Here is a 23291-nt window from a genome sequence, read left to right as displayed (position 1 = left end):
ACCGTTATTTACCGGTTTTCTTGCCCAGACCGACCAGTCGCAGCGCCTTGATACTCAGTTGCTTGAGTCCCTGACGCGGGGCCTTCGCCGGTTGCAGGCCCTGCTGCACCAACCAGTCCTTCCAGCGAATCCGCTCTTCGCGCACAACCCAGCCGGTTTGTGTGGCAAAGCTCTCGGCCAGATAAAGACCCCGGGTGCTCGCCGGTACCAGTTTGTCGCGCTTGAGCGTGTACAACTCTGCCAGTGGCGCGCCGTCCTTGAGTGGCATCAAGTACAGGTCGGGCCGTTTGCGGTCGAGTCGAGCCACCAGTTGATCACCCTCCAGGCGTTCGTCGACGTGGAACAGGCTCAGGGACTTGGCTTCCTTGGGCACATCCAGACGCAAGTCGTAGATCAATTGCAGCGATGCGGTCGGCAGATGCACGTAGGCCCGTGGGCGTTCGAGCAATTGCAGATTGGCGCTACGTATTGGTCGCGCTGAGCCGGATAACGGGGTCAGGCGAAACGGCAGGGCCTCGCGATAATGCAGTGCAGCGGAGTAGGGCGCCGGCAGCCAGGTGTCGTTGAAACGTCCGCCGAGCCAGCCTTCCGGTGTTTCCAGCAAACACTCTTCGGCAATTTCCTGAATGGCCGTGTGTAGCGGAATATTCAGTTCATGCGCCGGCACGTAACCGGAAATCAATTTGAGCACGACATCGCCACGATCCTGACGGCGCTGGCGCACCAGCACCCAGTAATCGCGATTCTGCCAATGCAGGGTCAGGCGTACGGAAACCCCGAGGTTGGCCAGTTCCAGCGAGAAGCGCTCGGTGTCAGCCACGATTACCGGTTTGCGCCGCTGCAAGGTCTGCGCAAAGTTCAGCGGCATGCCGACGCTCTGGTAGGTCAGACCTTCGGGGGTGGCTTCGACGTACAACGGCAGGGTCTTGAAGTTGCTCGGGTTCTTTCTGATGAGCGTGCGCGGCATATCGGCTCCTGCTTAAGGCCGCGAAGCGGCGTCAGTGACCACGTAGGACCTGGGCAACGGTCGCAACGTTGTGGGCGAGGTGCAGCGGATTGATCGTCCCGACAATAGCACTGGCCACGCCAGGTTGCGCGAACAGCAATTCGAAGCTGGCGCGCACCGGATCCACGCCCGGACTCAAACAGACGTGACCGCTGGCCAGGGCTTTTTTCACCAGAATGGCTTTGCCGTGGGCAGCAGCATAGTCAATGACAGCCTTCTCGTTTTGTTCGTTCAGATTGTAGGTGACCATCGCGCAGTCGCCTTGCTCCAGCGCTTTCAAACCGCCCTCGACGGTTTTGCCGGAAAAACCGAAGCCGCGAATCTTGCCCTCGGCCTTGAGCGCGGCGAGTGTCGCGTAGACCTCTTCGTGCTCGAGGATCGCCATGTCGTTGCCGTCGGAATGCACCAGCACCAGGTCGATAAAATCGGTTTCAAGACGTTGCAGGCTACGCTCCACCGACATCCGTGTGTGTGCTGCGCTGAAATCGTGATGCGAGAGGCCATCGGCAAACTCTTCGCCGACCTTGCTGACGATCACCCAGTCTTGACGTTGACCGCGTAGCAACGGGCCAAGGCGTTCTTCGCTGCGACCGTAGGCCGGGGCGGTGTCGATCAGGTTGATGCCCAGATCGCGCGCCTGACGCAGCAGCATCCGCGCTTCATCATCGCCGGGGATCTGAAATCCGTTGGGGTATTTCACCCCTTGGTCGCGGCCGAGTTTGACTGTGCCCAGGCCCAGCGGCGAAACCGTCAGGCCGGTGCTGCCTAAGGGACGATGCAGATCGTGCAGGGTGGAAATGGTCATGGCAGCAATTGCTCCCAGGCAGGAACGCCCAGCGGTGGTTTTGGCATTGCGGGCAATGGTTCGGTGGCTTGTGGCTGGATGCCGTCGCGCTCCAGGGCGGCGATGACCCGGTCAGCGAAGTCCGGCGCCAGCGCCAGTTTGGTTGGCCAGCCGACCAGCAAGCGGCCTTGCTCGGCAAGGAAGGCGTTGTCCGGGCGCGTCAGCCCGGTTTGCAGTGGCTCGGCACGGTCAACCCGCAGGGTCGCCCATTGTGTAGTGCTGAGGTCGATCCACGGCAACAACTGGGCGATCTCTTTCTGCGCGGTGGCAATCTGCTCGGCCGGCTCGCGGTTCACACCTTCGCTTTCGGCGATGTCGCCGCCCATGTACCAGACCCACTGGCCGTCAGCGGCCGGATGTGTGGTCACAGTGATGCGCGGTTTGGTGCCGCCGCCCAGGCAGTGGGCGTACAGCGGCTTCAGACCTGGGCCTTTGGCGATGATCATGTGCAGCGGGCGGCGTTGCATGGCCGGCTGGCTCAAGCCGAGGGCTTCGAGCAGTTGAGCCGTGCCGGCACCGGCACTGAGGACAATGCGTTGCGCGCGGATTTCGCGGCCGTCGACTCTCAAGCCGACCAGCACGCCCGCTTCCAGCAGCGGCTCGATGGTTTGCCCGGCGAGCAGGCCGTCACCGGCCAGATCGGCCAGGCGCTGGATCAGGCTCGGCACGTCAACCACCAATTCGGCGAGGCGATAGACCTTGCCCTTGAAGCGTTTGTCTTGCAGGGCCGGCGGCAGTTGCTCGCCCTTGACCTGATCGACCCGGCCACGCACGGCTTTACTGGCGAAGAAACTGGTGAGGTTGCCGGCGAGGGTGCCTGGCGACCACAGGTAATGGGCCTCGGACAGCAGGCGTACGCCGGACAGATCCAGTTCGCCACTGCCGGCCAGCGCCTCACGCCAGCGACGCGGCATGTCGGCGATGGCTTCCGAGGCGCCAGTCAGCGCGCCGTGCAACGCGTACTTGGCGCCGCCGTGGATAATGCCTTGGGACTTCACACTCTGCCCGCCGCCGAGGCTGGCGCTTTCCACCAGCACGGTCGAAAAACCCTGGCGGCGCAGGCGCGCGTTCAGCCAGAGGCCGGCGACACCAGCGCCGACAATCAGAACGTCGGTGGAAATAACGGATGGCATGCAGCGACCTCAGTGTTCAAGACGAGGGCGCAGTATACAGACTCGGGAAGGGGCGGATTTGTCGATGATCAACAGGTTGAACATAGGGGCCAATGTGGGAGCGAGCCTGCTCGCGAAGAGGGAATGCCAGTCGACATATGTGTTGACTGATACACCGCTTTCGCGAGCAGGCTCGCTCCCACAGGGGATTGTGTCTGGCAGTTAATGGCCGGCAGTCTTGGAGAACAGCTGAATCACGACGACGCCCAGCACGATCAACGCCATCCCGAGCATCGCCGGGATATCCAGTTTTTGCCCGTAGACGAACAGCGCCGCCACGCTGACCATCACAATGCCCATGCCGGCCCAGACCGCGTAGGCCACGCCAACCGGAACGGTGCGCACCACCAGGGTCAACATCCAGAACGCGATCGCGTAGCCGACGATGACCAGCACCAATGGCAGTGGCGTGCTGAAGCCTTTGACCGCTTTCATCGACACGGTGGCGATCACTTCGGCGCAGATGGCAATAGCCAAGTAGGCGTAGGCGTTCATGTTCAAATCCTCAATGTGAAACGTTGCTTGCTGAGGCGGCATTCTAGTGACTCGCCAGATGGGGTAAAGTCATTACCTATCTGTTATAGAGATGGGTAGGCGAATCAGCATGCAGTGGAATCTGGATCAACTGCGGGTGTTTGTCGACGTCGCCGAACACCGCTCGTTTTCCGCCGTGGCGCGCCAGCAGCGTAAAGCGCAGTCGGCGATCAGCAGCGCGATTGCCATGCTCGAAGTTGACTTGGGCGTCAGCCTGTTCGAGCGTAGCAGCGGCCGTCAGCCAACGCTCACCGAGGCGGGCGAAGCGCTGTTGGAAGAGGCACGTGAAGTCCTGCGTCAATGCGAGCGCCTGAATGGCCGGGCGATGGCGATGCTGCGCGGCCAGGAAGCACAACTGCGCGTGGCTCAGGATGAGGCGATGCCCTATCAGGCGCTGGTGGAAAGTTTCGGTGAACTGGCCGAGCAGTTTCCCAGTCTTGAAGTGCAACTGACCAGCGCCGCGCAAGGCGAAGTCGCGCGCAAGCTGGTTGAGCGTCGTGCCGACCTCGGTCTGCTGTTCTATCACGATGAAATCCCCGAAGCACTGGAACGCCGCGTACTGGGCAGTGTGGAAATGGTCACGGTCTGCGGCATCAATCATCCGCTGGCGAAGCAGTCTTACGTGACCTGCCAGCAACTGGCGCAGCACCGGCAATTGTTGATGTCGACGCAAACCAGTGTCTATCCCGGCAACGAGCCGGCCAGCCCGCAGGTATGGCGCGCCGACAGTTTTTACGTGATGTCCGAATGGCTGGTGCGCGACCTCGGCTGGGCCTGGTTGCCCCGGCATGTGGTGCAATACTCCGCGTATCAGGGCTTGATGGTCGAACTCGACAGCGAATGGACCCCGCCGGCACTGGTGGTGGAACTGGTCTGGCGCCGCGACGAACCGCTCGGCCCGGCCGCGCGCTGGCTGGCCGAACGTTTTGCCGTGCACTTGCGGGCGATCGGCGACAAAAGTCGATAAACTCCGCCGCCATGAATAGAACTCTCTACACCGCGCTGTTTTACCTGGGGCTGCCATTGGTGGCGATTCGGCTATGGCTGCGTGCGCGCAAGGCACCGGCGTATGCCAGGCGGATTGGCGAACGTTTCTCCTACGGCATGCCGACGCTGCAACCCGGCGGCATCTGGGTGCACGCAGTGTCGGTGGGCGAAAGCATTGCCGCCGCGCCGATGATTCGCGCTTTGCTGCAACGTTATCCACAACTGCCGATCACCGTGACCTGCATGACCCCGACCGGTTCGGAGCGGATTCAGGCGCTGTTCGCTAACGAGGCGCGCATCCAGCATTGTTATCTGCCGTACGACTTGCCGTGTGCGGCGGCGCGTTTTCTTGATCGCATTCAGCCCAAGCTCGCAGTGATCATGGAAACCGAGCTGTGGCCCAATCACATTCATCAGTGCGCCAAGCGCGGAATTGCCGTGGCATTGGCCAATGGACGCTTGTCCGAGCGTTCCGCCAAAGGCTATGGCCGCTTCGGCAAACTGACCGCGCCGATGCTCGCCGAAATGAGTTTGTTCGCCGTGCAGACCGAAGCCGAAGCCCAGCGCTTCCGCGATCTCGGTGCGCGCCCGGAAACCGTTGAGGTCACCGGCTCGATCAAGTTCGACCTGACCATCGATCCGCAACTGCTGCAACGGGCAGCTGACTTGCGTGGCCAATGGCAGGCGCTGGAGCGTCCGGTGTGGATTGCCGCCAGCACCCATGAAGGCGAGGACGAAGTGATCCTCGACGCCCATCGGCGCTTGCTGACCAATCACCCGGATGCGTTGCTGATTCTGGTGCCGCGTCACCCGGAACGTTTCAACTCGGTGTTCGAACTGTGCCAGCGCGAAGGCTTCGCCACGGTTCGGCGTTCGACTGGGGCCAATGTCGATGCGCAGACGTCGGTGCTGCTCGGCGACACCATGGGCGAGTTGCTGTTTCTTTATGCCTTGGCGGACAGCGCGTTTGTCGGCGGCAGCCTGGTGGCCAATGGTGGGCACAATCTGCTGGAGCCGGCAGCCTTGGCCAAACCGGTGATCAGCGGCCCGCACCTGTTCAACTTCCTCGACATCGCCGCGCAATTGCGCGAAGCCGGAGCGTTGGCCGAGGTCGATGATGCCGAAGGACTGGCGGTGGAAGTGCAGCGCCTGTTTGAGTTGCCGCGCGATGCGCAGCGTATGGCCGACGCCGGGCTGGCGGTGATGCGCCGAAATCAGGGCGCGTTGCAGCGTTTGCTGGATGGTTTGGGCCGACTGATCAAGTAAAGCAAAAAAGATCGCAGCCTTCGGCTGCTCCTACATTGGAATACGTTTCCTGTAGGAGCTGCCGAAGGCTGCGATCTTTTGTTTTTAAGGCTTAAGGCCGGGCCTTGAGCTGCGCCTCGGCCGCTTTGGCCAGATCCGGCGGGAGGAAATCCTTGTCCGGGTTGTAGTCGGCTTTCAGATAACGCCGTAGATCTTCCAGATCCCCAGGATTCAACGTTCCCGCCGCCTGCTTCAAGCGCAGGTTGTCGAGGATGTAGTCATAACGCGTGTTGTTGTAGTTGCGCACCGAGGTGTACAGCTGGCGCTGCGCATCGAGCACGTCGACGATGTTGCGCGTACCGACCTGATAACCGATTTCCGTGGCTTCCACCGCGCTCTGGTTGGAGATGATCGACTGGCGACGCGCCTGCACTTGCTCGACGTCGGTGTTCACCGCGCGATGCAGGTTGCGGGTGTTCTCGACGATTTGCCGGCGCAGGGATTCGCGCTGTTGTTCGCTCTGATTCAGTTGCTCATACGACTGGCGCACTTGCGAGCTGGTCAGTCCGCCGCTGTAGATCGGGATGTTCAATTGCAGGCCGACCGTGCTCTGTTCGACGTTGTCGCGATACGGCACACCGAAAGCGTTCGGGTTGGAAAAGCCGAGGGCGTCGTTGTCACCCTTTTCGTATTTGGCCACGGCATCGAGGGTCGGCAAGTGGCCGGCCTTGCGCTGCTTGAGGGTCTGCTCGGCGGAGCTGACGGCGAAGTTGCTCGCCAGCAGATTGAGGTTCTGTTTCGCCGCAGTATCGACCCACGCCTTGGCGTCGTTCGGCGCCGGCGGCAGGATCGGCAACGTGTGGACGATGCCCTGAATCGAGTTGTACTGGCGGTTGGTCAGGGTGATCAGCGCTTCGAAGGCATCATCGACCTGACGCTGGGCAACGATGCGGTTGGCCCGTGCGGTGTCGTAGCTGGCTTGCGATTGCAGCACGTCGGTCTTATCCGACAGGCCGACATCGAAGCGTTCGTTGGATTGGTCGAGCTGGCGCTTGAACGCCGCTTCTTCGGCCTTGGTCGACGCGAGGTTGTCCTGGCTGCGCAGCACGTTGAAATAGCTTTCGGCCGATTGCAGGATCAGGTTCTGTTCGGTCGCCGACAGTTGCAGCGCTGCTTGCTCGTTGACGTCCTTGGCCGCCTGGTACTGGAACCAGCGATCGGCGCGGAACAACGGCTGGGCCAGAGTCGCCTGGTAGGAGTGAGCGCTGCGGTTGGCAGTGGCCGAGGGCTGATCGATCGACGTCCGCACATTGGCCACCTCAGCGCCGCCTGACAGGTTCGGCAGCAGACCGGCGCGGGCCTGTGGCACCACTTCTTTCTGTGCGCCGTACTGCGCGCGGGCGGCGGCGAGGTCGGCGTTGTTGTCGACCGCCTCCTGATAGACGCTGACCAGATCGGTTTTGGTCGACAAGGGCGCTTCTGCTGCCCAGGCCATTGCGTTGGACGCACAAGACACGGCAAGAGCCAGTGAGAGTTTGCGCAGCATGAGGCGATCCCTAGCATTAATATTATGGAAGTAATCCGGGCGCCAAAGGTAAGGCGCAGGCCCCACAGCGTCAAGGCGTGGCGGGGCAAAGCGAGTGTAGTTGCGCATTTGCCTCACAACAATCAGCCAAGCCCCTGTATTTATGCCATTCATCATGGTGTTTGCTGCGGTGTTGGCGTTCTTTGCCGGTTGTGTCTAGACTGGCCGGGTTCTTGTCGGGGTGCCTTGCTATGAGGCTGAGATCGAATAATTTCGGATCCCGTTGAACCTGATCAGGTTAGCGCCTGCGTAGGGAACAAGATTTCTCGTCACCCGGCGAGTCCTCTTGTGCTTCGTCCGGGAAATTGTTCGACAATCGAACGCTCGACGACGAGGCACAGCACCGGTCCTGGTGCGTCCGTGCCTTTCAGGTTCTGCTCCGACAATCCACTGCCTGGATGCTGTCTGGAGAGCCCGTGATGACGACTACAAAATCAAAAAACGCGATCAACCTGAGTGACTCGGCCAAGGTCGATGAACAATCGGTCAAACCGTTCACCCGTTCGCAAAAAGTCTACGTTCAGGGCTCTCGCCCGGACATCCGCGTGCCGATGCGCGAAATCACCCTCGACGTGACGCCGACCGATTTCGGCGGCGAAATCAACGCGCCGGTGACCGTTTACGATACCTCGGGCCCCTACACCGATCCGAACGTGGTGATCGACGTGCGCAAAGGCCTGGCCGATGTGCGTTCGGCGTGGATCGATGACCGTGGCGACACCGAGCGCCTGGCGGGCCTGAGTTCCAACTTCGGTCGCGAGCGCCTCGCTGATCCGGAATTGACCAAACTGCGTTTTGCCCACGTCAACAACCCGCGCCGCGCCAAGGCCGGTGGCAATGTCACGCAGATGCACTACGCGCGTCAGGGCATCATCACGCCCGAGATGGAATTCGTCGCCATCCGCGAAAACATGAAGCTTGAGGTGGCCCGCGACGCCGGCCTGCTGGATCAGCAACACCCGGGGCACAGCTTCGGCGCCAGCGTGCCGAAAATCATCACCCCGGAATTTGTCCGTGAAGAGATCGCCCGTGGCCGCGCAATCATTCCGGCCAACATCAACCACACCGAACTGGAACCGATGATCATCGGCCGTAACTTCCTGGTGAAGATCAACGGCAACATCGGCAACAGCGCACTGGGTTCGTCCATCGAAGAAGAAGTGGCAAAACTGACCTGGGGCATTCGCTGGGGCGCGGACAACATCATGGACTTGTCCACCGGCAAGCACATTCACGAAACCCGCGAGTGGATCATCCGCAACTCGCCGGTGCCGATCGGCACGGTGCCGATCTATCAGGCGCTGGAAAAAGTTGGCGGCGCGGCTGAAGACCTGACCTGGGAGCTGTTCCGCGACACGCTGATCGAGCAGGCCGAGCAGGGCGTCGACTACTTCACCATTCACGCCGGCGTGTTGCTGCGCTACGTGCCGCTGACCGCCAAACGCGTGACCGGTATCGTTTCCCGTGGTGGTTCGATCATGGCCAAGTGGTGCCTGGCGCATCACAAGGAAAACTTCGCCTACACGCATTTCGAAGAAATCTGCGAAATCATGAAAGCCTATGACGTCAGCTTCTCGCTGGGCGATGGCTTGCGTCCGGGTTCGATTGCCGACGCCAACGATGCCGCGCAATTCGGCGAACTGGAAACCCTCGGCGAACTGACCAAGATCGCCTGGAAGCACGACGTGCAAACCATGATCGAAGGCCCGGGCCACGTGCCGATGCAGTTGATCAAAGAGAACATGGACAAGCAGCTGGAGTGCTGCGACGAGGCGCCGTTCTACACCCTCGGCCCACTGACCACCGACATCGCGCCGGGCTATGACCACATCACCTCGGGTATCGGTGCGGCAATGATTGGCTGGTTCGGTTGCGCCATGCTCTGCTACGTGACGCCTAAGGAACACCTGGGCCTGCCGAACAAGGATGACGTGAAGACCGGGATCATCACCTACAAGATCGCCGCACACGCAGCGGACTTGGCCAAAGGGCATCCGGGTGCACAGATTCGCGACAACGCCTTGAGCAAGGCGCGCTTTGAGTTCCGTTGGGAAGACCAGTTCAACCTCGGTCTGGACCCGGACACCGCGCGTTCGTATCACGATGAAACCCTGCCGAAGGATTCGGCCAAGGTCGCGCACTTCTGTTCGATGTGCGGGCCGAAATTCTGCTCGATGAAGATCACTCAGGAAGTCCGCGAATACGCGGCCAACCAGCGGATCGACGCGGTCGACGTGGACGTCGCCAAAGGCCTGGCGGAACAGGCCGAGCGGTTCAAGAAGGAAGGCAGTCAGCTGTACAAGAAGGTTTGATCTGACCTGAAAGGGTGGGCCTGCAAGGGCCCCTTCGCGAGCAGGCTCGCTCCCACTTTGGAATGCATTCAAGTGTGGGAGCGAGCTTGCTCGCGAATGCGATCAACACAACAACAAATGTCCCTCTGAGATAACACCCTTGAGCATTCAACCCAGCACCTATTCCCCCGACCTCGCCGTACCCGCCGACAAGCGAGTATTCGGCGGTCGCGATCTGTTTTCCCTGTGGTTCTCCCTCGGCATCGGCCTGATGGTTTTGCAAACCGGCGCATTGCTCGCGCCTGGCCTGGGCTTGTCCGGTTCACTGCTGGCGATTTTCCTCGGCACGCTGGTCGGCGTACTGTTGCTGGCCGCCGTCGGCGTGATCGGCAGCGACACCGGCCTGTCATCGATGGCCGCGCTGAAACTCAGCCTCGGCAGCAAGGGCGCGAGCCTGCCGGCGCTGCTGAATTTGCTGCAACTGATCGGTTGGGGCTCGTTCGAAATCATCGTCATGCGCGATGCGGCCAGCCTGCTCGGTACCCGCGCGTTCAGCGAAGGTTCGTTGTGGTCGAACCCGCTGTTGTGGACACTGTTTTTCGGTGCGTTGGCGACGTTGCTCGCGGTCAGCGGCCCGCTGACTTTCGTCCGGCAGATCCTGCGCAAGTGGGGCATCTGGCTGTTGCTGGCGGCGTGCCTCTGGCTGACCTGGAACCTGTTCGCCAAAGCCGATCTGGCCGATCTCTGGTCGCGTGCCGGTGACGGTTCGATGCCGTTCGCCGTGGGCTTCGACATTGCTATCGCGATGCCGCTGTCGTGGCTGCCGCTGATCGCCGATTACTCGCGTTTCGGCAAGCGCGCGAAGAATGTGTTTGGTGGCACTGCGGTCGGTTTCTTCATCGGTAACTTCTGGCTGATGAGCCTTGGCGTCGCCTACACCCTGGCCTTTGCGCCAAGCGGTGAAGTCAACGCGCTGTTGCTGGCTCTGGCTGGCGCCGGTCTGGGCATTCCGCTGCTGCTGATTCTGCTCGATGAGTCGGAAAACGCCTTCGCCGACATTCATTCGGCAGCGGTATCGAGCGGGATTCTGTTGCGCCTGAAAGTCGAACATCTGGCCTTGGCCATCGGCGTGATCTGCACGCTGATCGCCCTGCTGGCGCCATTGGCCCAGTACCAGAATTTCCTGTTGCTGATCGGTTCGGTGTTTGCGCCGCTGTTCGGCGTGGTGCTGGTCGATCACTTCATCCTGCGCAAGCGTAGTGCTCAGGTCGCGTCAGCCGCGTTGCGCTGGCCGGCGTTGTTGGCGTGGCTGGGCGGCGTGAGCACCTACCACTTGCTGGCGAATCTGTATCCGGATGTCGGCGCAACCCTGCCGGCGCTGGTGCTGGCAGGGCTGTTGCAGCTCGTGCTGGGCCGGGCCTTCAGTTACGGCCGGGAAACAGCTCGGGCTTGAGAATGCCGTTCAGACGCGGGTAAGGAATCTTCAGTTCGACGTGGCCCAGTGCGTAAGGCGCAATGGTGCTCACGTCGTACTTGAGGATCACACCGCCATAGGTCAGCGCCACGTTCGGGGTTTTCACGAACGGCCAGCTCTTCACAAAGTCCGCTTCCTGGTCGAGCTTGGTGCTGATCAACCAGCTGTTGTGCGCGACTTGTGCCGCTTTCCAGAATGCCTCTTCCTGACCCGGCATCAACATGTCGGACAGGTTCAGTACTTTGTGCTGCTGGCGCGAATAGTTGATGAAACCGCGACCCGGTGTGCCATGCGCACCGCCGGTGTCGAGGTAGCTCGATAGTTCGATGATCACCAAGCCGTCATGCTGCTCACGTACTTTCGCTTGCAGGTAGCTGCTGTTGCGTGGGCCGGCGCTGGCCAGAAACTGCTCGCGGTAGGCCGCCAGGGTTGGCGCAACCGGGGTGTTTTTCTCGGTGCGGGTCATTTGCAGCAGGCGTTTTTCGATAATGCCGTCCAGCGCAGGTTCGGCCGGGAAGCGCAGGGTGTCGATGTTCACCAGCGGGCAATCAGGGTTGGAACATCCAGGCTTAAGTTGTTCCGACGCATCGCGGGTGGTTTCCAGCGGTGTGCGGTAGTTGGGCTGGAACAGGCTTGCGCACGCGCCGAGGGTCAGGGCGATGGCGGCCACGGAGGCAATTTTGAAAAGCGACATGGGCGTCCTTTCGAAAGCAGGGGAAGGCAAAAAGATATCCGCTTCGACTCTCGCAGAAGCAGTCAGTTCGCCACTAAGCTAATTAGAGTGGGTTTCGCCTCCACCGTCCATCCCGCTGACGGTAAAGGGGCTGCATCAAACCGTTCGGGCGCGTTAGGATGGCGCGAAGTCGAGGTTGCCAGTCACCAACTGCAACCTCGTAATGGATCTGCAGTAAAGAGGATGCTCATGACTGATTTTGCCAACGCCATTCCGACCACCGTCGACGTCGTGCGACGCGAGCGCTGCTACGAGGGTTTTTACAAACTCGATCGTTTGCACCTGCGCCATGAATTGTTCGCCGGTGGCATGAGCCGCGAGATCAACCGTGAAGTGTTTGTGCGTCACGATGCGGTGTGCATGTTGCCCTACGATCCACAGCGCGACGAAGTGGTGTTGATTGAGCAGTTCCGCGTCGGCGCCATGGGCAAGACCGACAATCCGTGGCTGGTCGAACTGGTCGCTGGTCTGATCGACAAGGATGAGCAACCGGAAGAAGTTGCTCACCGCGAGGCGCAGGAGGAAGCTGGGCTGGACATCAAGGCCCTGTGGCCGATGACCAAATATTTTCCGTCGCCGGGCGGCAGCAACGAGTTTGTGCATTTGTATCTGGGGCGTTGCAGCACCGAAGGCGTTGGCGGCCTACATGGCCTGGAAGAAGAGGCAGAAGATATCCGCGTCACGGTCTGGGCTTTCGAAGATGCCTTGCAGGCCGTCCGTGACGGTCGCATTGCCAACGCGGCGAGCATCATCGCCTTGCAATGGCTGGCGCTGAACCGCGCCGAAGTGAGGGGGTTATGGTCGTAAACAAGCTGCGCGATCGTTATCGAGTCGACCTCGTGGGGCTGCAAGCCGCCTGCGAGGCCAACTACGCGCGCCTGATGCGACTAGTTCCGGACATGCGCAACGAACCCGAGGCGCGGCGCATCGCCGTCACTCAGGGCGAGCAGATGCTCGGCGTGCTGGCCCTCGAAGTGCTGCAAACCTGCCCGTACACCACCACTTTGCAGGTGCGTCAGGAACACAGCCTGCCATGGCTGCCGGTGCCGCAACTGGAAGTCCAGGTCTACCACGATGCGCGCATGGCCGAAGTGATCAGCGCCGAACACGCACGACGCTTTCGCGGCATCTATCCTTACCCGAACGCGGCGATGCATCAGCCGGATGAAAAGGCTCAGCTCAATCTGTTCCTGGGGGAATGGCTGAGTCACTGTCTGGCGTTGGGGCATGAGTACGAAGTCGTACGCTAGTTGTGAACTGCGTCCGGTTCGGCGGTTTCCTCTTTCACTGATCCCCCAGCATAATTGCGGCACTTGATCGATTCCGTGCTTTTGCCTTGGGAGAGCGCCTTGCCGAGCGTATCCACGTTGACCTCCGCCGATACGGCGCTGCTGGTGCAGTTGTCCGACAGCCACTTGTTCGCTGAAGCGGACGGCACGCTGCTGGGCATGAACACTCGCGAGAGCCTGCAAAAGGTCATTGAATTGGTACTGGGGCAGCAGCCGCAGATCGATCTGATTCTGGCCACTGGCGATATTTCGCAGGACGGCACGCTGGAGTCGTATCAGCAGTTTCGCCAGATGAGCGCCCAAATCACTGCCCCGGCGCGCTGGATTCCCGGTAATCATGATGAGCCGATGATCATGGCCCAGGCCGCCGTGCAAAGTACGCTGCTGGAGCCAGTGGTCGATATCGGTAACTGGCGGGTGACTTTGCTGGATTCGGCGGTGCCGGGTTCGGTGCCGGGGTTTCTGCAGGACGATCAATTGCAACTGCTGGTCCGCTCGCTGAGCGAAGCGCCGGAGCGCCATCATCTGGTGTGCTTTCACCATCATCCGGTGTCGATTGGTTGTGCGTGGATGGAGCCGATCGGTTTGCGCAATCCCGAGGCATTTTTCGAAGTGCTGGATCGTTTTCCGCAGGCCCGGGCGGTGTTGTGGGGGCATGTGCATCAGGAGATTGACTGCGCTCGCAACGGCGTACGTTTGTTGGCTTCGCCGTCGACGTGCATTCAGTTTGAGCCGGGGAGTGTGGACTTTAAGGTGGGTGAGCAGGCGCCGGGGTATCGCTGGTTGCGGTTGTTGCCGGATGGGCGGTTGGAGACCGGGGTTGAACGCGTCAGCGATTTTGCCTTCACGGTTGATTACGGTTCCAACGGCTATTGAGCGACAAATCATAGCCCTCATCGGAACGCCGCCCGCCCAGCCCTTTCCCGGAGGGAGAGGGAGCCGACCGAGGTGTATTGTGTCATCCATCGACCTGAAAGAATGTGTCGATTATGGATTCGCTGAAGCTCGCTCAAGTCGGTGTAGCTCTTGAATACCTCCCATTCAGTCCCCTCTCCCTTTGGGAGAGGGCTAGGGTGAGGGGCTTTCTCCCTGTAAACTCCGCTATCTTTCGCCGACACCCAGGGAGCTCAAATGTCCGGTTCGATCCTCTATATCCACGGTTTCAACAGCGCTCCGGCCTCGAAAAAGGCCTGTCAGCTGGTCTCCGTGATGGAGCAGCTGGGTTTGAGCGACAAATTGCGTGTCCCGGCCCTGCATCATCACCCGCGCGAAGCCATCGGTCAGTTGGAACAAGCGATTGCCGAACTGGGCAGCCCGCTGCTGGTGGGAAGCTCACTCGGCGGCTACTATGCGACTCACCTGGCCGAGCGCCATGGCCTGAAAGCCCTGCTGGTCAACCCGGCGGTCAGCCCGCACCGGATGTTCGACGGCTATCTGGGCACGCAGAAAAACCTGTATACCGATGAAACCTGGGATTTGACCCACGACCACGTCACGGCCCTGGCTGAACTGGAAGTGCCGGCGCCGCAGGATGCGCAGCGTTATCAGGTGTGGTTGCAGACCGGCGATGAAACACTGGACTATCGCCTCGCCCAGCAGTATTACCGCGCCTGCGCCTTGCGTATTCAGGCCGGCGGCGACCACAGTTTTCAGGGTTTCGCCGGGCAATTGCCGGCGTTGCTGAGTTTTGCCGGCATTGGCGCCGATTTGTATCAGGCCATCGATTTCTCCGCATTGTGAGCTGTGGCCCCATGAATTCTTTTTTCACCGAACATTGACGACGAGACCTTATGGCCACTCCCAGCGCTAGCTCTTATAACGCCGACGCCATCGAAGTCCTCTCGGGCCTCGACCCGGTGCGCAAACGCCCCGGCATGTACACCGACACCAGTCGGCCGAACCACCTCGCCCAGGAAGTGATCGACAACAGTGTCGACGAAGCCCTGGCGGGTCACGCCAAATCGGTACAGGTCATCCTCCATGCCGACCACTCGCTGGAAGTCAGCGACGACGGTCGCGGCATGCCGGTCGACATTCACCCGGAAGAGGGCGTGTCGGGTGTCGAGCTGATCCTCACCAAGCTCCACGCGGGCGGCAAGTTTTCCAACAAGAACTACCAGTTCTCCGGCGGTCTGCACGGCGTGGGTATTTCCGTGGTCAACGCCTTGTCGACCGAAGTCCGTGTGCGCGTAAAACGTGACGGCAACGAATACCAGATGACCTTCAACGACGGTTTCAAAGCCTCGGAACTGGAAATCGTCGGCACCGTCGGCAAGCGCAACACCGGCACCAGCGTGTACTTCGCGCCGGACCCGAAATACTTCGATTCACCGAAATTCTCCATCAGCCGCCTCAAACATGTGCTCAAGGCCAAGGCTGTGCTGTGCCCGGGGCTGCTGGTCAGCTTCGAAGACAAAGGCACCGGCGAGAAAGTCGAGTGGCATTACGAAGACGGTCTGCGTTCCTATCTGGTCGACGCCGTCAGCGAATTCGAACGCCTGCCGGACGAGCCGTTCTGCGGCGCTTTCGCCGGTAATAAAGAAGCGGTCGACTGGGCGCTGCTGTGGTTGCCGGAAGGTGGCGACGCGGTGCAGGAAAGCTACGTCAACCTGATCCCGACGGCGCAGGGCGGTACTCACGTCAACGGTCTGCGTCAGGGCCTGCTTGATGCGATGCGCGAGTTCTGCGAATTCCGCAGCCTGCTGCCGCGCGGCGTCAAGCTGGCGCCGGAAGACGTCTGGGAGCGCATCGCGTTCGTCCTGTCGATGAAGATGCAGGAGCCGCAATTCTCCGGCCAGACCAAAGAGCGACTGTCGTCCCGTGAAGCGGCGGCGTTCGTCTCTGGTGTGGTCAAGGACGCGTTCAGCCTGTGGCTCAACGCCAACCCGGAAACCGGTCTGGCCCTGGCGGAACTGGCGATCAACAACGCCGGTCGTCGTCTTAAGGCAAGCAAGAAAGTCGAGCGTAAACGTGTGACTCAGGGGCCAGCGTTGCCGGGCAAACTGGCGGACTGCGCCGGGCAGGACCCGATGCGTTCCGAGCTGTTCCTGGTCGAAGGTGATTCCGCTGGTGGTTCCGCCAAGCAAGCGCGGGACAAAGAGTTCCAGGCGATCCTGCCGTTGCGCGGCAAGATCCTCAACACCTGGGAAGTCGACGGCAGCGAAGTACTCGCCAGCCAGGAAGTGCACAACATCGCCGTGGCCATCGGTGTCGATCCGGGTGCGGCGGACATGAGCCAGCTGCGCTACGGCAAGATCTGCATCCTCGCCGACGCCGACTCCGACGGTCTGCACATTGCCACGCTGCTCTGCGCATTGTTCGTCCAGCATTTCCGCCCGCTGGTGGATGCCGGTCACGTCTACGTGGCGATGCCGCCGCTGTACCGCATCGACCTGGGCAAAGAAATCTACTACGCCCTCGACGAAGCCGAGCGCGACGGCATTCTCGACCGTCTGGTCGCCGAGAAGAAACGCGGCAAACCCCAGGTCACCCGATTCAAAGGTCTGGGTGAAATGAACCCGCCGCAGTTGCGTGAAACCACCATGGACCCGAATACTCGGCGCCTGGTGCAACTGACACTGGGTGAAGACTTCGCCGAAACCTCGGAAATGATGGACATGCTGCTGGCGAAGAAACGCGCCGGTGACCGCAAGACCTGGCTCGAATCCAAAGGCAACCTCGCCGAGGTGCTGGCCTGATGCGGTTTGGCTGGGCCTTGGCGGGTGCGTTGCTGCTGAGTGCGATGGGCGTGTCGGCCGAGCCGTTGCAGGAATTGCGCGTGCTCTCCGAGCACCCGGTCGACGGCATGCGCGGCGGCAACCTGTCGGGGCTGGCCATGTGCGGCAGCGAGTTGTGGACGGTGTCGGACCGCGATGACGATCAGATCTATCGGCTCAATACCGCCGATCAGGTCTGGCAGGCCGAAGCCTTGCACATCGACGTGCCCCTGGTGCCGGAGACCGGTCTGCCGTGGGGGTTGCGCTCGCGCAACTGGGCCGCATCGTTCGTGCGCGGTGGCGACCTGGATTTCGAAGGCATCAGTTGCGACAGTGCCGGCAATCGCTACATTGTCAGCGAGGGCCATGCGGCAGTCTTGCAGGTGCCCGTCAGCGGCCCGGTCAACTGGCTGAAGATCTCGCCGATGATGGTTCGCGAAGCACGGGCCAGCGGCATGCTCCTGCATTTCAATGCGATCTTCGAGGGCTTGGCGATCAATCCGGCGGGCGATCAGATGTGGCTGGCTGCCGAACGGCAAAGCCGTGGCTTGCTGCTGATCAAGCGCCAGCAGACGGTGTGGGATTGCGACGGTCGTTGCGTGCTGCTCAGCGAGGGCGGCAAGGAAATGCAGCCGCCGCAGTTCCCGAAGGCCAGAGCGGTCGACCGGGACTTTTCCGACCTTTCATTGTTTAACGGCAAATTGTTTACCCTTGAGCGCAACGCCTTTCAGATTTGTCGGCGCGATGCGCAGACCGCCAAGGTCGAGCGTTGCTGGTCGTACGCCGCTGAACTGTTGCAGGCCAACCGCCGTTATTCGCAGAACTTCGGGCTGGAAGAGGCGCTGATCGTTGACGCTGATGGTGCGTGGGTCGGCGTCGACAATAATTTCGGCCCGCGGGCCGACGGTGAGGTTCGGCCGATCGTCTGGCGCTTCGCAGCGCCTGACGGTGGCTGGAGCGCCAAGCCTTAGCGTACTGCGTCCGAGTATTGCTGACGGGTATTTGCCGATCTGTGAGCAGATCAGGAAACTGCTGCAATACTCCAATCGGGACGGCCCTGGCCGTTGTGAGTGAGAACGCTTGAGGTGGCTCACTCGCGCAGGTTTTGGAGGGTGTGCCGGAAGCAAGGCGCGCTGGATGATTTACAGGTTTGCTGCGCTGGCCGCTGATTGAACAGCGAGCCATGAAGTGCAGACAATGAAGCTCTGAAGCAATGCTGTCGAGAAAGTAGTGTGATCGTTGAATTCCGACATGTCGTGCAAGGCTCGGGGAAACTTGAAACGCCGACTGCGGGAGATTCAATGATGAAACTCAACCTCTTTATTGCGGGTTTTTTGCTTGTCTGGAGTTCGCTGGGACTGGCCGCCGACCCGGAACTGCGGTTGCTTTCTGAGCATCCGGTGGAGGGGATGCGCGGAGGCAATCTGTCCGGGCTGGCCAAGTGTGGCGAGCAGTTGTGGACGGTGTCGGATCGTGACGACGACCGGATCTACCGGCTCGATAAGCAAGACAAGGTGTGGAAGGCCGAGGCTGTTTTGATTAATGTTCCACCGGTGCCTGAAGATCCCGGCCGGACGTTGGCCATGAAAACCCAGAGCTTTTTCAGGTCGCTTGCGGGTAACGGTGCGTTGGACTTTGAAGGGATCACCTGCGACGCTAGCCAGAATCGCTACATTCTCAGTGAAACGTATTCAGCCATTCTCAAGATCTCACCCAGTGGAGAACTGGCCTGGTTGCGCATCTCGTCGCAGGTGCTGACTATGGCGCGAGAGGCTGGGCTGGCTACGCACGCCAATGCGTTGTTTGAAGGCTTGGCGGTTTCCGGCATTCTTGGCAGTGAAATCTGGCTGGCTGCAGAGCGGCAAAAAAGAGGGTTGGTCAAAATCAGGCGGCTACTGACTCCTCCCCTTGATAACAAATGGTACTGTTTTTCCATTTGTGTGCTCATGACCGAGGGAGGACTGGCGCCGCAACCGCCGCAATTTCCAGGCTCCAAACCGGTAGAGAAGGATTTTTCGGATATTGCTCTATTCAATAACAAACTGTTTCTCCTGGATCGCAACGCTTTCAAAATCTGTCGGCATGAAATGTTGACGGGTAAACAGGAACGCTGCTGGTCATTCGCTACGGATGCACTGGTTCCGAATCGTCAATATGCGTCCGAACACGGACTGACCGAGGCGTTGCTGGTCGACGCGCAAGGCGCGTGGATTGGCGTCGACAACAATTTTGCAACCCGCGCCGATGGCGAGTCTCGCCCAATTGTGTGGCGCTTTGCAGCGCCTGAGGGCGGCTGGATTCAATGAGTATGGGTGAACAACGACAACAACCCCCGGGCAAGCGCGCCGGTCGGGTGCTGATGATTCTGGCCTGGTGTGCGGCGCTGTTTCTGGCGACGCGGTTTTTTGGCCAGTGGGAGCAACGCCAGCAGAATCCGAACGTCGTGGTCAGTTCGGAGCAGGGCGAAGGGTTTATCGAGGTGAAGCTGGCCGGCAATGCCCAAGGGCATTTTGTCGCCAGCGGTCAGATCAACGGCGAACCGGTCGAGTTCATGCTCGACACCGGCGCAACCGATGTGGCGATCCCGGCGGATCTGGCCAAGCGTTTGAAGCTGGAAGAAGGTTTCGGTGTGACCCTGAGCACGGCCAATGGCCTGAGCCAGGGCTATCGAACCAAAATCGACCGCCTGCAACTCGGTGACATCGTGCTGCGCGACGTCCGCGCACTGGTGGCGCCGGGGCTGCATGGCGATCAGGTACTGCTCGGCATGAGCGCCCTGAACAAACTTGAATTTACTCAGCGCGGTGGCACCATGCTGCTGCGCCAGACAACGAACCGATGAGGCCTGCATGAGCAACCCCCTTGATCTCAGCCTGGACGGTGTAGAACGCCGCTCGCTGGCCGACTTCACCGAAAGTGCCTACCTCAACTACTCCATGTACGTGATCATGGACCGTGCACTGCCGCATATCGGCGACGGCCTGAAACCGGTACAGCGGCGTATCGTCTACGCCATGAGCGAGTTGGGCCTGGATGCCGACTCCAAGCACAAGAAATCGGCACGTACCGTCGGTGACGTGCTCGGTAAATTCCACCCGCACGGTGACTCGGCGTGCTACGAAGCGATGGTGCTGATGGCCCAGCCATTCAGCTATCGCTACACGCTGGTCGACGGTCAGGGTAACTGGGGTGCGCCGGACGATCCGAAGTCCTTCGCCGCCATGCGTTACACCGAAGCACGTCTGTCGCGATATTCCGAAGTACTGCTCAGCGAACTGGGCCAGGGCACTGCCGACTGGGGCCCGAACTTCGACGGCACCTTACAAGAGCCGCTGGTGCTGCCGGCGCGCCTGCCGAACATCCTGCTCAACGGCACCACCGGCATTGCCGTGGGCATGGCCACCGACGTGCCGCCGCATAACCTGCGCGAAGTCGCCACCGCTTGCGTGCGCTTGCTCGATGAGCCGAAAGCCACGGTCGAGCAGCTCTGCGAACACATTCAGGGCCCGGATTATCCGACCGAAGCGGAAATCATCACGCCGCGCGCCGACTTGCTGAAGATGTACGAAACCGGCAAGGGCTCGGTGCGCATGCGCGCCGTGTACCACGTCGAGGACGGCGACATCATCGTCACCGCGCTGCCGCATCAGGTGTCCGGTGCCAAGGTACTGGAACAGATCGCCGCGCTGATGCAGGCCAAGCCGTCGAAAGCCCCGCAGATCGCTGACCTGCGCGACGAATCCGACCACGAAAATCCGTGCCGCATCGTGATCATTCCGGTCAACAGCCGCGTCGATCATGAAGCGCTGATGCAGCACTTATTCGCCAGCACCGAGTTGGAGTCGACCTACCGGGTCAACGTCAACATCATCGGTCTGGACGGCAAGCCGCAGCTGAAAAACCTGCGAGCGCTGCTGGTCGAGTGGCTGGAATTCCGCGTGCTGACCGTACGTCGCCGCCTGCAATTCCGCCTCGACAAGGTCGAGCGTCGTCTGCACCTGTTGGACGGTTTGCTGATCGCCTACCTCAACCTGGATGAAGTGATCCACATCATCCGTACCGAGGAGCATCCGAAGGCCAAGCTGATCGAGCGTTTCGCCCTCAGTGAGATTCAGGCCGACTACATCCTCGACACCCGTCTGCGTCAGTTGGCGCGACTGGAAGAGATGAAGCTGCGCGACGAGCAGGACGAACTGCTCAAGGAGCAAGCCAAGCTGCAAGCCCTGCTGGGCAGTGAAGCCAAGCTGAAGAAGCTGGTGCGCACTGAACTGTTGAAAGACGCCGAAACCTACGGCGATGACCGTCGGTCGCCAATCGTCGAGCGCGCTGAAGCCAAGGCGCTGACCGAACACGATCTGCTGCCGAACGAAAAAGTCACCGTGGTGCTGTCGGAAAAAGGCTGGATCCGTTCGGCCAAAGGTCATGACATCGACGCCACCGGCCTGTCGTACAAGGCCGGCGACGGCTTCAAGACCTCGGCAGCGGGGCGCTCCAACCAGTTTGCGGTGTTTATCGACTCGACCGGCCGCAGCTACTCGGTGGCCGCGCACACCCTGCCATCGGCTCGGGGCCAGGGCGAGCCGTTGACCGGTCGTCTGACACCACCGCCCGGTGCGAGCTTCGAATGCGTGCTGATGCCGGAAGACGACGCGTTGTACGTGATCGCTTCCGACGCCGGTTACGGTTTTGTGGTCAAGGGCGAAGACCTGCAAGCCAAGAACAAGGCCGGTAAAGCCCTGTTGAGTCTGCCGAACAACGCCAAAGTCATCGCGCCGCGTCCGGTGGCCGATCGTGAGCACAACTGGCTGGCGTCGGTCACGACCGAAGGTCGCCTGCTGATCTTCAAAATCAGCGATCTGCCACAATTAGGTAAGGGCAAAGGCAACAAGATCATCGGTATTTCCGGTGAGCGTGTGGCCAGTCGCGAAGAATATGTCACGGACATCGCCGTCCTTCCGGAAGGCGCCACGTTGGTGCTGCAGGCCGGAAAACGGACCCTGTCGCTGAAGGCCGATGACCTCGAACACTACAAAGGTGAGCGTGGGCGTCGTGGCAATAAGCTGCCGAGGGGCTTCCAGAGAGTGGATGCGCTGCTCGTCGAAAACCTCAATTAGGCGCCCTAGAGCGTTGGATCTACGATTTAACGCGTAGATCGACGCTTTGGCGCTGGAGTCGGAACGCATATTCACGGATGATATGGCCTTTCCAAGCGCCGGCGTGGCCGAGCGTTCTTCATATTTATTGAGTATTTTCACTGTGGTCAGCCTTGTGGCGGCCACCTGGACGGGATGATGACTGCTCTGCGCCCCCTTATTTTCCTGCTCGCCGGCGTTTTGGGCCTGGCGGGTTGCAGCGTTCACCAGCCGGTGTCGCTGTATCAACTGGACAGCGGAAGTCCGGTTCAGCCTGCGCAAAGCGCGGGCATGGCGGTTCTTTTGGGTCCGGTAGTCGTAGCCGATTACCTGCAACGTGAGACATTGCTGCAACGTCAACCCGATGGCAGTCTGCAGGCAGCGACAGACGGTCGTTGGGCTGGCAGCCTTTCGTCGGATATCGATCAGTTGCTGATGCGTCAGGTTGCTGGCCATCTGGACAGCCAGCGTGTAGTGCTGGCACCGGCCACTACGGGGTTCACTCCGGATGTGCAGGTGTTGCTGACCATCACGCGTCTGGACTCTGGCCAGAAACAACCGGCGATTCTCGATGCTCAATGGCGTCTGATCGATCGTCGTGGTCAGGTGCGCGATAACCGCATCGTTCATCTGCAAGAACTGCATGCCGGCAGTACCGCTTCGCAGGTTCAGGCCCAGGGCATTTTGCTGCAGCGTCTGGCCGAGCAATTGTCGGTAGCGCTCAAGCCGTTGGCCAATCAGCCACCGGTGGCCGAGGCACCGCGTAAAGCGGCACCAAAACCGGCAGCGCCGGCGGCGGAATCAGAGAAACAACCGAAGATTCCGATGGCATCGCCGATTCGGACAGATATGGAAGTGTTCCGCTTCTAAGCTGGATCGAGTCAGAACAGAGCCCGCCTTGTGCGGGCTTTGTTGTGTCTGGGGTTCTGCGCGAAAGATCAAAAGCCCCTCACCCCAGCCCTCTCCCTGTGGGAGAGGGGGCCGACCGAGATGTCTGGCGCCATGCATCGACCTGAACGATCCTGGCGGTTATGGATTCAAAGCAGGACGTGCAGGTCGGTGTATTCCGGCAATAATCCCGGATCGGTCCCCTCTCCCTGTGGGAGAGGGCTAGGGTGAGGGGCTTTTCAGGGTGCTTGCAATCTCGATAACACCGTGTCTAGTCCTGAAATAGGTTTACACCTATTCACCCCAACGCCCGATGCACCGCATCGGGCGTTTTGTATTTTAAGGAAAGGTGCGGCCGCTCTTGGTTGTAGATCGTAATAGCCTCCCGCACCATC

At 60.6% G+C, this 23291-nt stretch carries 21 protein-coding genes and 1 riboswitch; of the genes, 14 read left to right on the top strand and 7 right to left on the bottom strand.

Features of this window, described 5'->3' with window-relative positions:
• Window positions 1–4: 4 nt before the first annotated feature.
• The 4 genes from AC0ZWN_RS24580 to AC0ZWN_RS24565 all read right to left on the bottom strand — a co-directional run bounded on the left by AC0ZWN_RS24580 (window position 5) and on the right by AC0ZWN_RS24565 (window position 3517).
• Complete coding sequence (locus tag AC0ZWN_RS24580) at window positions 5–967, bottom strand: metal ABC transporter ATPase (protein ID WP_476336934.1); 963 nt, start codon at window positions 965–967, stop codon at window positions 5–7.
• Between the two features lie 31 nt (window positions 968–998).
• Window positions 999–1811, bottom strand: coding sequence for an aldo/keto reductase (locus AC0ZWN_RS24575; protein ID WP_476336933.1), 813 nt, complete (start codon window positions 1809–1811; stop codon window positions 999–1001).
• Window positions 1808–2983, bottom strand: coding sequence for an NAD(P)/FAD-dependent oxidoreductase (locus tag AC0ZWN_RS24570; RefSeq protein ID WP_476336932.1), 1176 nt, complete (start codon window positions 2981–2983; stop codon window positions 1808–1810). The genes AC0ZWN_RS24575 and AC0ZWN_RS24570 overlap by 4 nt, the downstream gene beginning before the upstream one ends.
• Window positions 2984–3184: 201 nt before the next feature.
• Window positions 3185–3517 carry a DMT family transporter gene (locus AC0ZWN_RS24565; protein ID WP_476336931.1) on the bottom strand — a complete coding sequence of 111 codons (333 nt, stop codon included), beginning with the start codon at window positions 3515–3517 and terminating at the stop codon, window positions 3185–3187.
• A gap of 109 nt (window positions 3518–3626) precedes the next feature.
• On the opposite strand from AC0ZWN_RS24565, the gene AC0ZWN_RS24560 reads away from it, so the two are divergent.
• Both AC0ZWN_RS24560 and waaA read left to right on the top strand, forming a co-directional pair.
• The gene (locus tag AC0ZWN_RS24560; protein ID WP_476336929.1) at window positions 3627–4523 is read left to right on the top strand and encodes a LysR family transcriptional regulator; all 897 of its coding nucleotides are present in this window, start codon (window positions 3627–3629) and stop codon (window positions 4521–4523) included.
• A gap of 11 nt (window positions 4524–4534) precedes the next feature.
• Window positions 4535–5809, top strand: coding sequence for a lipid IV(A) 3-deoxy-D-manno-octulosonic acid transferase (gene waaA / locus AC0ZWN_RS24555; RefSeq protein ID WP_476336928.1), 1275 nt, complete (start codon window positions 4535–4537; stop codon window positions 5807–5809).
• Between the two features lie 91 nt (window positions 5810–5900).
• Here the strand turns inward: waaA and AC0ZWN_RS24550 are convergent, their stop codons facing one another.
• Window positions 5901–7334: a TolC family outer membrane protein gene (locus tag AC0ZWN_RS24550; protein ID WP_093430148.1), complete on the bottom strand. Its 1434-nt coding sequence runs from the start codon at window positions 7332–7334 to the stop codon at window positions 5901–5903.
• Window positions 7335–7540: 206 nt separating this feature from the next.
• A riboswitch (TPP riboswitch) is annotated at window positions 7541–7646 on the top strand.
• A gap of 146 nt (window positions 7647–7792) precedes the next feature.
• On the opposite strand from AC0ZWN_RS24550, the gene thiC reads away from it, so the two are divergent.
• Together thiC and cytX are read left to right on the top strand one after the other, a co-directional pair.
• Window positions 7793–9685 (top strand): phosphomethylpyrimidine synthase ThiC, encoded by a 1893-nt coding sequence (gene thiC / locus AC0ZWN_RS24545; protein ID WP_476336927.1) that lies wholly within the window; start codon window positions 7793–7795, stop codon window positions 9683–9685.
• Window positions 9686–9824: 139 nt separating this feature from the next.
• Window positions 9825–11117, top strand: coding sequence for a putative hydroxymethylpyrimidine transporter CytX (cytX, locus tag AC0ZWN_RS24540; protein ID WP_016985682.1), 1293 nt, complete (start codon window positions 9825–9827; stop codon window positions 11115–11117).
• Here cytX and AC0ZWN_RS24535 read toward each other — a convergent pair.
• Window positions 11086–11832 (bottom strand): RsiV family protein, encoded by a 747-nt coding sequence (locus tag AC0ZWN_RS24535; protein WP_476336926.1) that lies wholly within the window; start codon window positions 11830–11832, stop codon window positions 11086–11088. The genes cytX and AC0ZWN_RS24535 overlap by 32 nt on opposite strands.
• Window positions 11833–12060: 228 nt before the next feature.
• Between AC0ZWN_RS24535 and AC0ZWN_RS24530 the strand changes: the two genes are divergently transcribed.
• The 10 genes from AC0ZWN_RS24530 (at window position 12061) to AC0ZWN_RS24485 (ending at window position 22878) form a co-directional block, all read left to right on the top strand.
• On the top strand, window positions 12061–12678 hold the full coding sequence (locus AC0ZWN_RS24530) for an NUDIX domain-containing protein (protein WP_093430152.1): 618 nt from the start codon (window positions 12061–12063) through the stop codon (window positions 12676–12678).
• A complete protein-coding gene (locus AC0ZWN_RS24525; RefSeq protein WP_042557354.1) occupies window positions 12669–13121 on the top strand; it encodes a DUF1249 domain-containing protein in 453 nt (150 codons plus the stop codon). The genes AC0ZWN_RS24530 and AC0ZWN_RS24525 overlap by 10 nt, the downstream gene beginning before the upstream one ends.
• 99 nt (window positions 13122–13220) lie before the next feature.
• Complete coding sequence (gene cpdA, locus AC0ZWN_RS24520; protein ID WP_476336925.1) at window positions 13221–14036, top strand: 3',5'-cyclic-AMP phosphodiesterase; 816 nt, start codon at window positions 13221–13223, stop codon at window positions 14034–14036.
• Window positions 14037–14291: 255 nt separating this feature from the next.
• Complete coding sequence (locus AC0ZWN_RS24515) at window positions 14292–14900, top strand: YqiA/YcfP family alpha/beta fold hydrolase (RefSeq protein ID WP_476336923.1); 609 nt, start codon at window positions 14292–14294, stop codon at window positions 14898–14900.
• Between the two features lie 50 nt (window positions 14901–14950).
• Complete coding sequence (gene parE / locus AC0ZWN_RS24510; RefSeq protein ID WP_095047278.1) at window positions 14951–16858, top strand: DNA topoisomerase IV subunit B; 1908 nt, start codon at window positions 14951–14953, stop codon at window positions 16856–16858.
• Window positions 16858–17847: an esterase-like activity of phytase family protein gene (locus AC0ZWN_RS24505; protein WP_093430156.1), complete on the top strand. Its 990-nt coding sequence runs from the start codon at window positions 16858–16860 to the stop codon at window positions 17845–17847. Before parE ends, AC0ZWN_RS24505 begins: the two co-directional genes overlap by 1 nt.
• A gap of 333 nt (window positions 17848–18180) precedes the next feature.
• Complete coding sequence (locus AC0ZWN_RS24500) at window positions 18181–19182, top strand: esterase-like activity of phytase family protein (protein WP_476336921.1); 1002 nt, start codon at window positions 18181–18183, stop codon at window positions 19180–19182.
• A 2-nt stretch (window positions 19183–19184) separates the two neighbouring features.
• On the top strand, window positions 19185–19718 hold the full coding sequence (locus AC0ZWN_RS24495; RefSeq protein WP_460089646.1) for a retropepsin-like aspartic protease family protein: 534 nt from the start codon (window positions 19185–19187) through the stop codon (window positions 19716–19718).
• 7 nt (window positions 19719–19725) lie between these two features.
• Entirely contained in the window at window positions 19726–21990 is a 2265-nt protein-coding gene (parC, locus tag AC0ZWN_RS24490) for a DNA topoisomerase IV subunit A (protein ID WP_093430157.1), read from the top strand.
• A gap of 177 nt (window positions 21991–22167) precedes the next feature.
• The gene (locus AC0ZWN_RS24485) at window positions 22168–22878 is read left to right on the top strand and encodes a PqiC family protein (protein ID WP_093430158.1); all 711 of its coding nucleotides are present in this window, start codon (window positions 22168–22170) and stop codon (window positions 22876–22878) included.
• A gap of 316 nt (window positions 22879–23194) precedes the next feature.
• Here the strand turns inward: AC0ZWN_RS24485 and AC0ZWN_RS24480 are convergent.
• Window positions 23195–23291 (bottom strand): integrase core domain-containing protein (locus AC0ZWN_RS24480; protein WP_476336960.1); only part of this gene is annotated, 97 nt, incomplete at its 5' end.

Source organism: Pseudomonas sp. 3B-A001-10F (assembly GCF_056313565.1).
Note: the sequence above shows the minus strand (reverse complement) of the source record. Positions and strands in the feature narration are given on the sequence as shown.

Bases quoted from the DNA above. Each gene is read 5' to 3' on its own strand.
- AC0ZWN_RS24495 (WP_460089646.1), top strand. From the start codon at position 19,185: ATGGGTGAACAACGACAACAACCCCCGGGCAAGCGCGCCGGTCGGGTG.
- AC0ZWN_RS24565 (WP_476336931.1), bottom strand. From the start codon at position 3,517: ATGAACGCCTACGCCTACTTGGCTATTGCCATCTGCGCCGAAGTGATC.
- parC (WP_093430157.1), top strand. From the start codon at position 19,726: ATGAGCAACCCCCTTGATCTCAGCCTGGACGGTGTAGAACGCCGCTCG.
- waaA (WP_476336928.1), top strand. From the start codon at position 4,535: ATGAATAGAACTCTCTACACCGCGCTGTTTTACCTGGGGCTGCCATTG.
- AC0ZWN_RS24550 (WP_093430148.1), bottom strand. From the start codon at position 7,334: ATGCTGCGCAAACTCTCACTGGCTCTTGCCGTGTCTTGTGCGTCCAAC.
- AC0ZWN_RS24575 (WP_476336933.1), bottom strand. From the start codon at position 1,811: ATGACCATTTCCACCCTGCACGATCTGCATCGTCCCTTAGGCAGCACC.
- AC0ZWN_RS24525 (WP_042557354.1), top strand. From the start codon at position 12,669: ATGGTCGTAAACAAGCTGCGCGATCGTTATCGAGTCGACCTCGTGGGG.
- AC0ZWN_RS24580 (WP_476336934.1), bottom strand. From the start codon at position 967: ATGCCGCGCACGCTCATCAGAAAGAACCCGAGCAACTTCAAGACCCTG.
- AC0ZWN_RS24485 (WP_093430158.1), top strand. From the start codon at position 22,168: ATGACTGCTCTGCGCCCCCTTATTTTCCTGCTCGCCGGCGTTTTGGGC.
- AC0ZWN_RS24500 (WP_476336921.1), top strand. From the start codon at position 18,181: ATGAAACTCAACCTCTTTATTGCGGGTTTTTTGCTTGTCTGGAGTTCG.
- parE (WP_095047278.1), top strand. From the start codon at position 14,951: ATGGCCACTCCCAGCGCTAGCTCTTATAACGCCGACGCCATCGAAGTC.
- thiC (WP_476336927.1), top strand. From the start codon at position 7,793: ATGACGACTACAAAATCAAAAAACGCGATCAACCTGAGTGACTCGGCC.
- AC0ZWN_RS24515 (WP_476336923.1), top strand. From the start codon at position 14,292: ATGTCCGGTTCGATCCTCTATATCCACGGTTTCAACAGCGCTCCGGCC.
- AC0ZWN_RS24535 (WP_476336926.1), bottom strand. From the start codon at position 11,832: ATGTCGCTTTTCAAAATTGCCTCCGTGGCCGCCATCGCCCTGACCCTC.
- AC0ZWN_RS24505 (WP_093430156.1), top strand. From the start codon at position 16,858: ATGCGGTTTGGCTGGGCCTTGGCGGGTGCGTTGCTGCTGAGTGCGATG.
- AC0ZWN_RS24560 (WP_476336929.1), top strand. From the start codon at position 3,627: ATGCAGTGGAATCTGGATCAACTGCGGGTGTTTGTCGACGTCGCCGAA.
- AC0ZWN_RS24530 (WP_093430152.1), top strand. From the start codon at position 12,061: ATGACTGATTTTGCCAACGCCATTCCGACCACCGTCGACGTCGTGCGA.
- AC0ZWN_RS24570 (WP_476336932.1), bottom strand. From the start codon at position 2,983: ATGCCATCCGTTATTTCCACCGACGTTCTGATTGTCGGCGCTGGTGTC.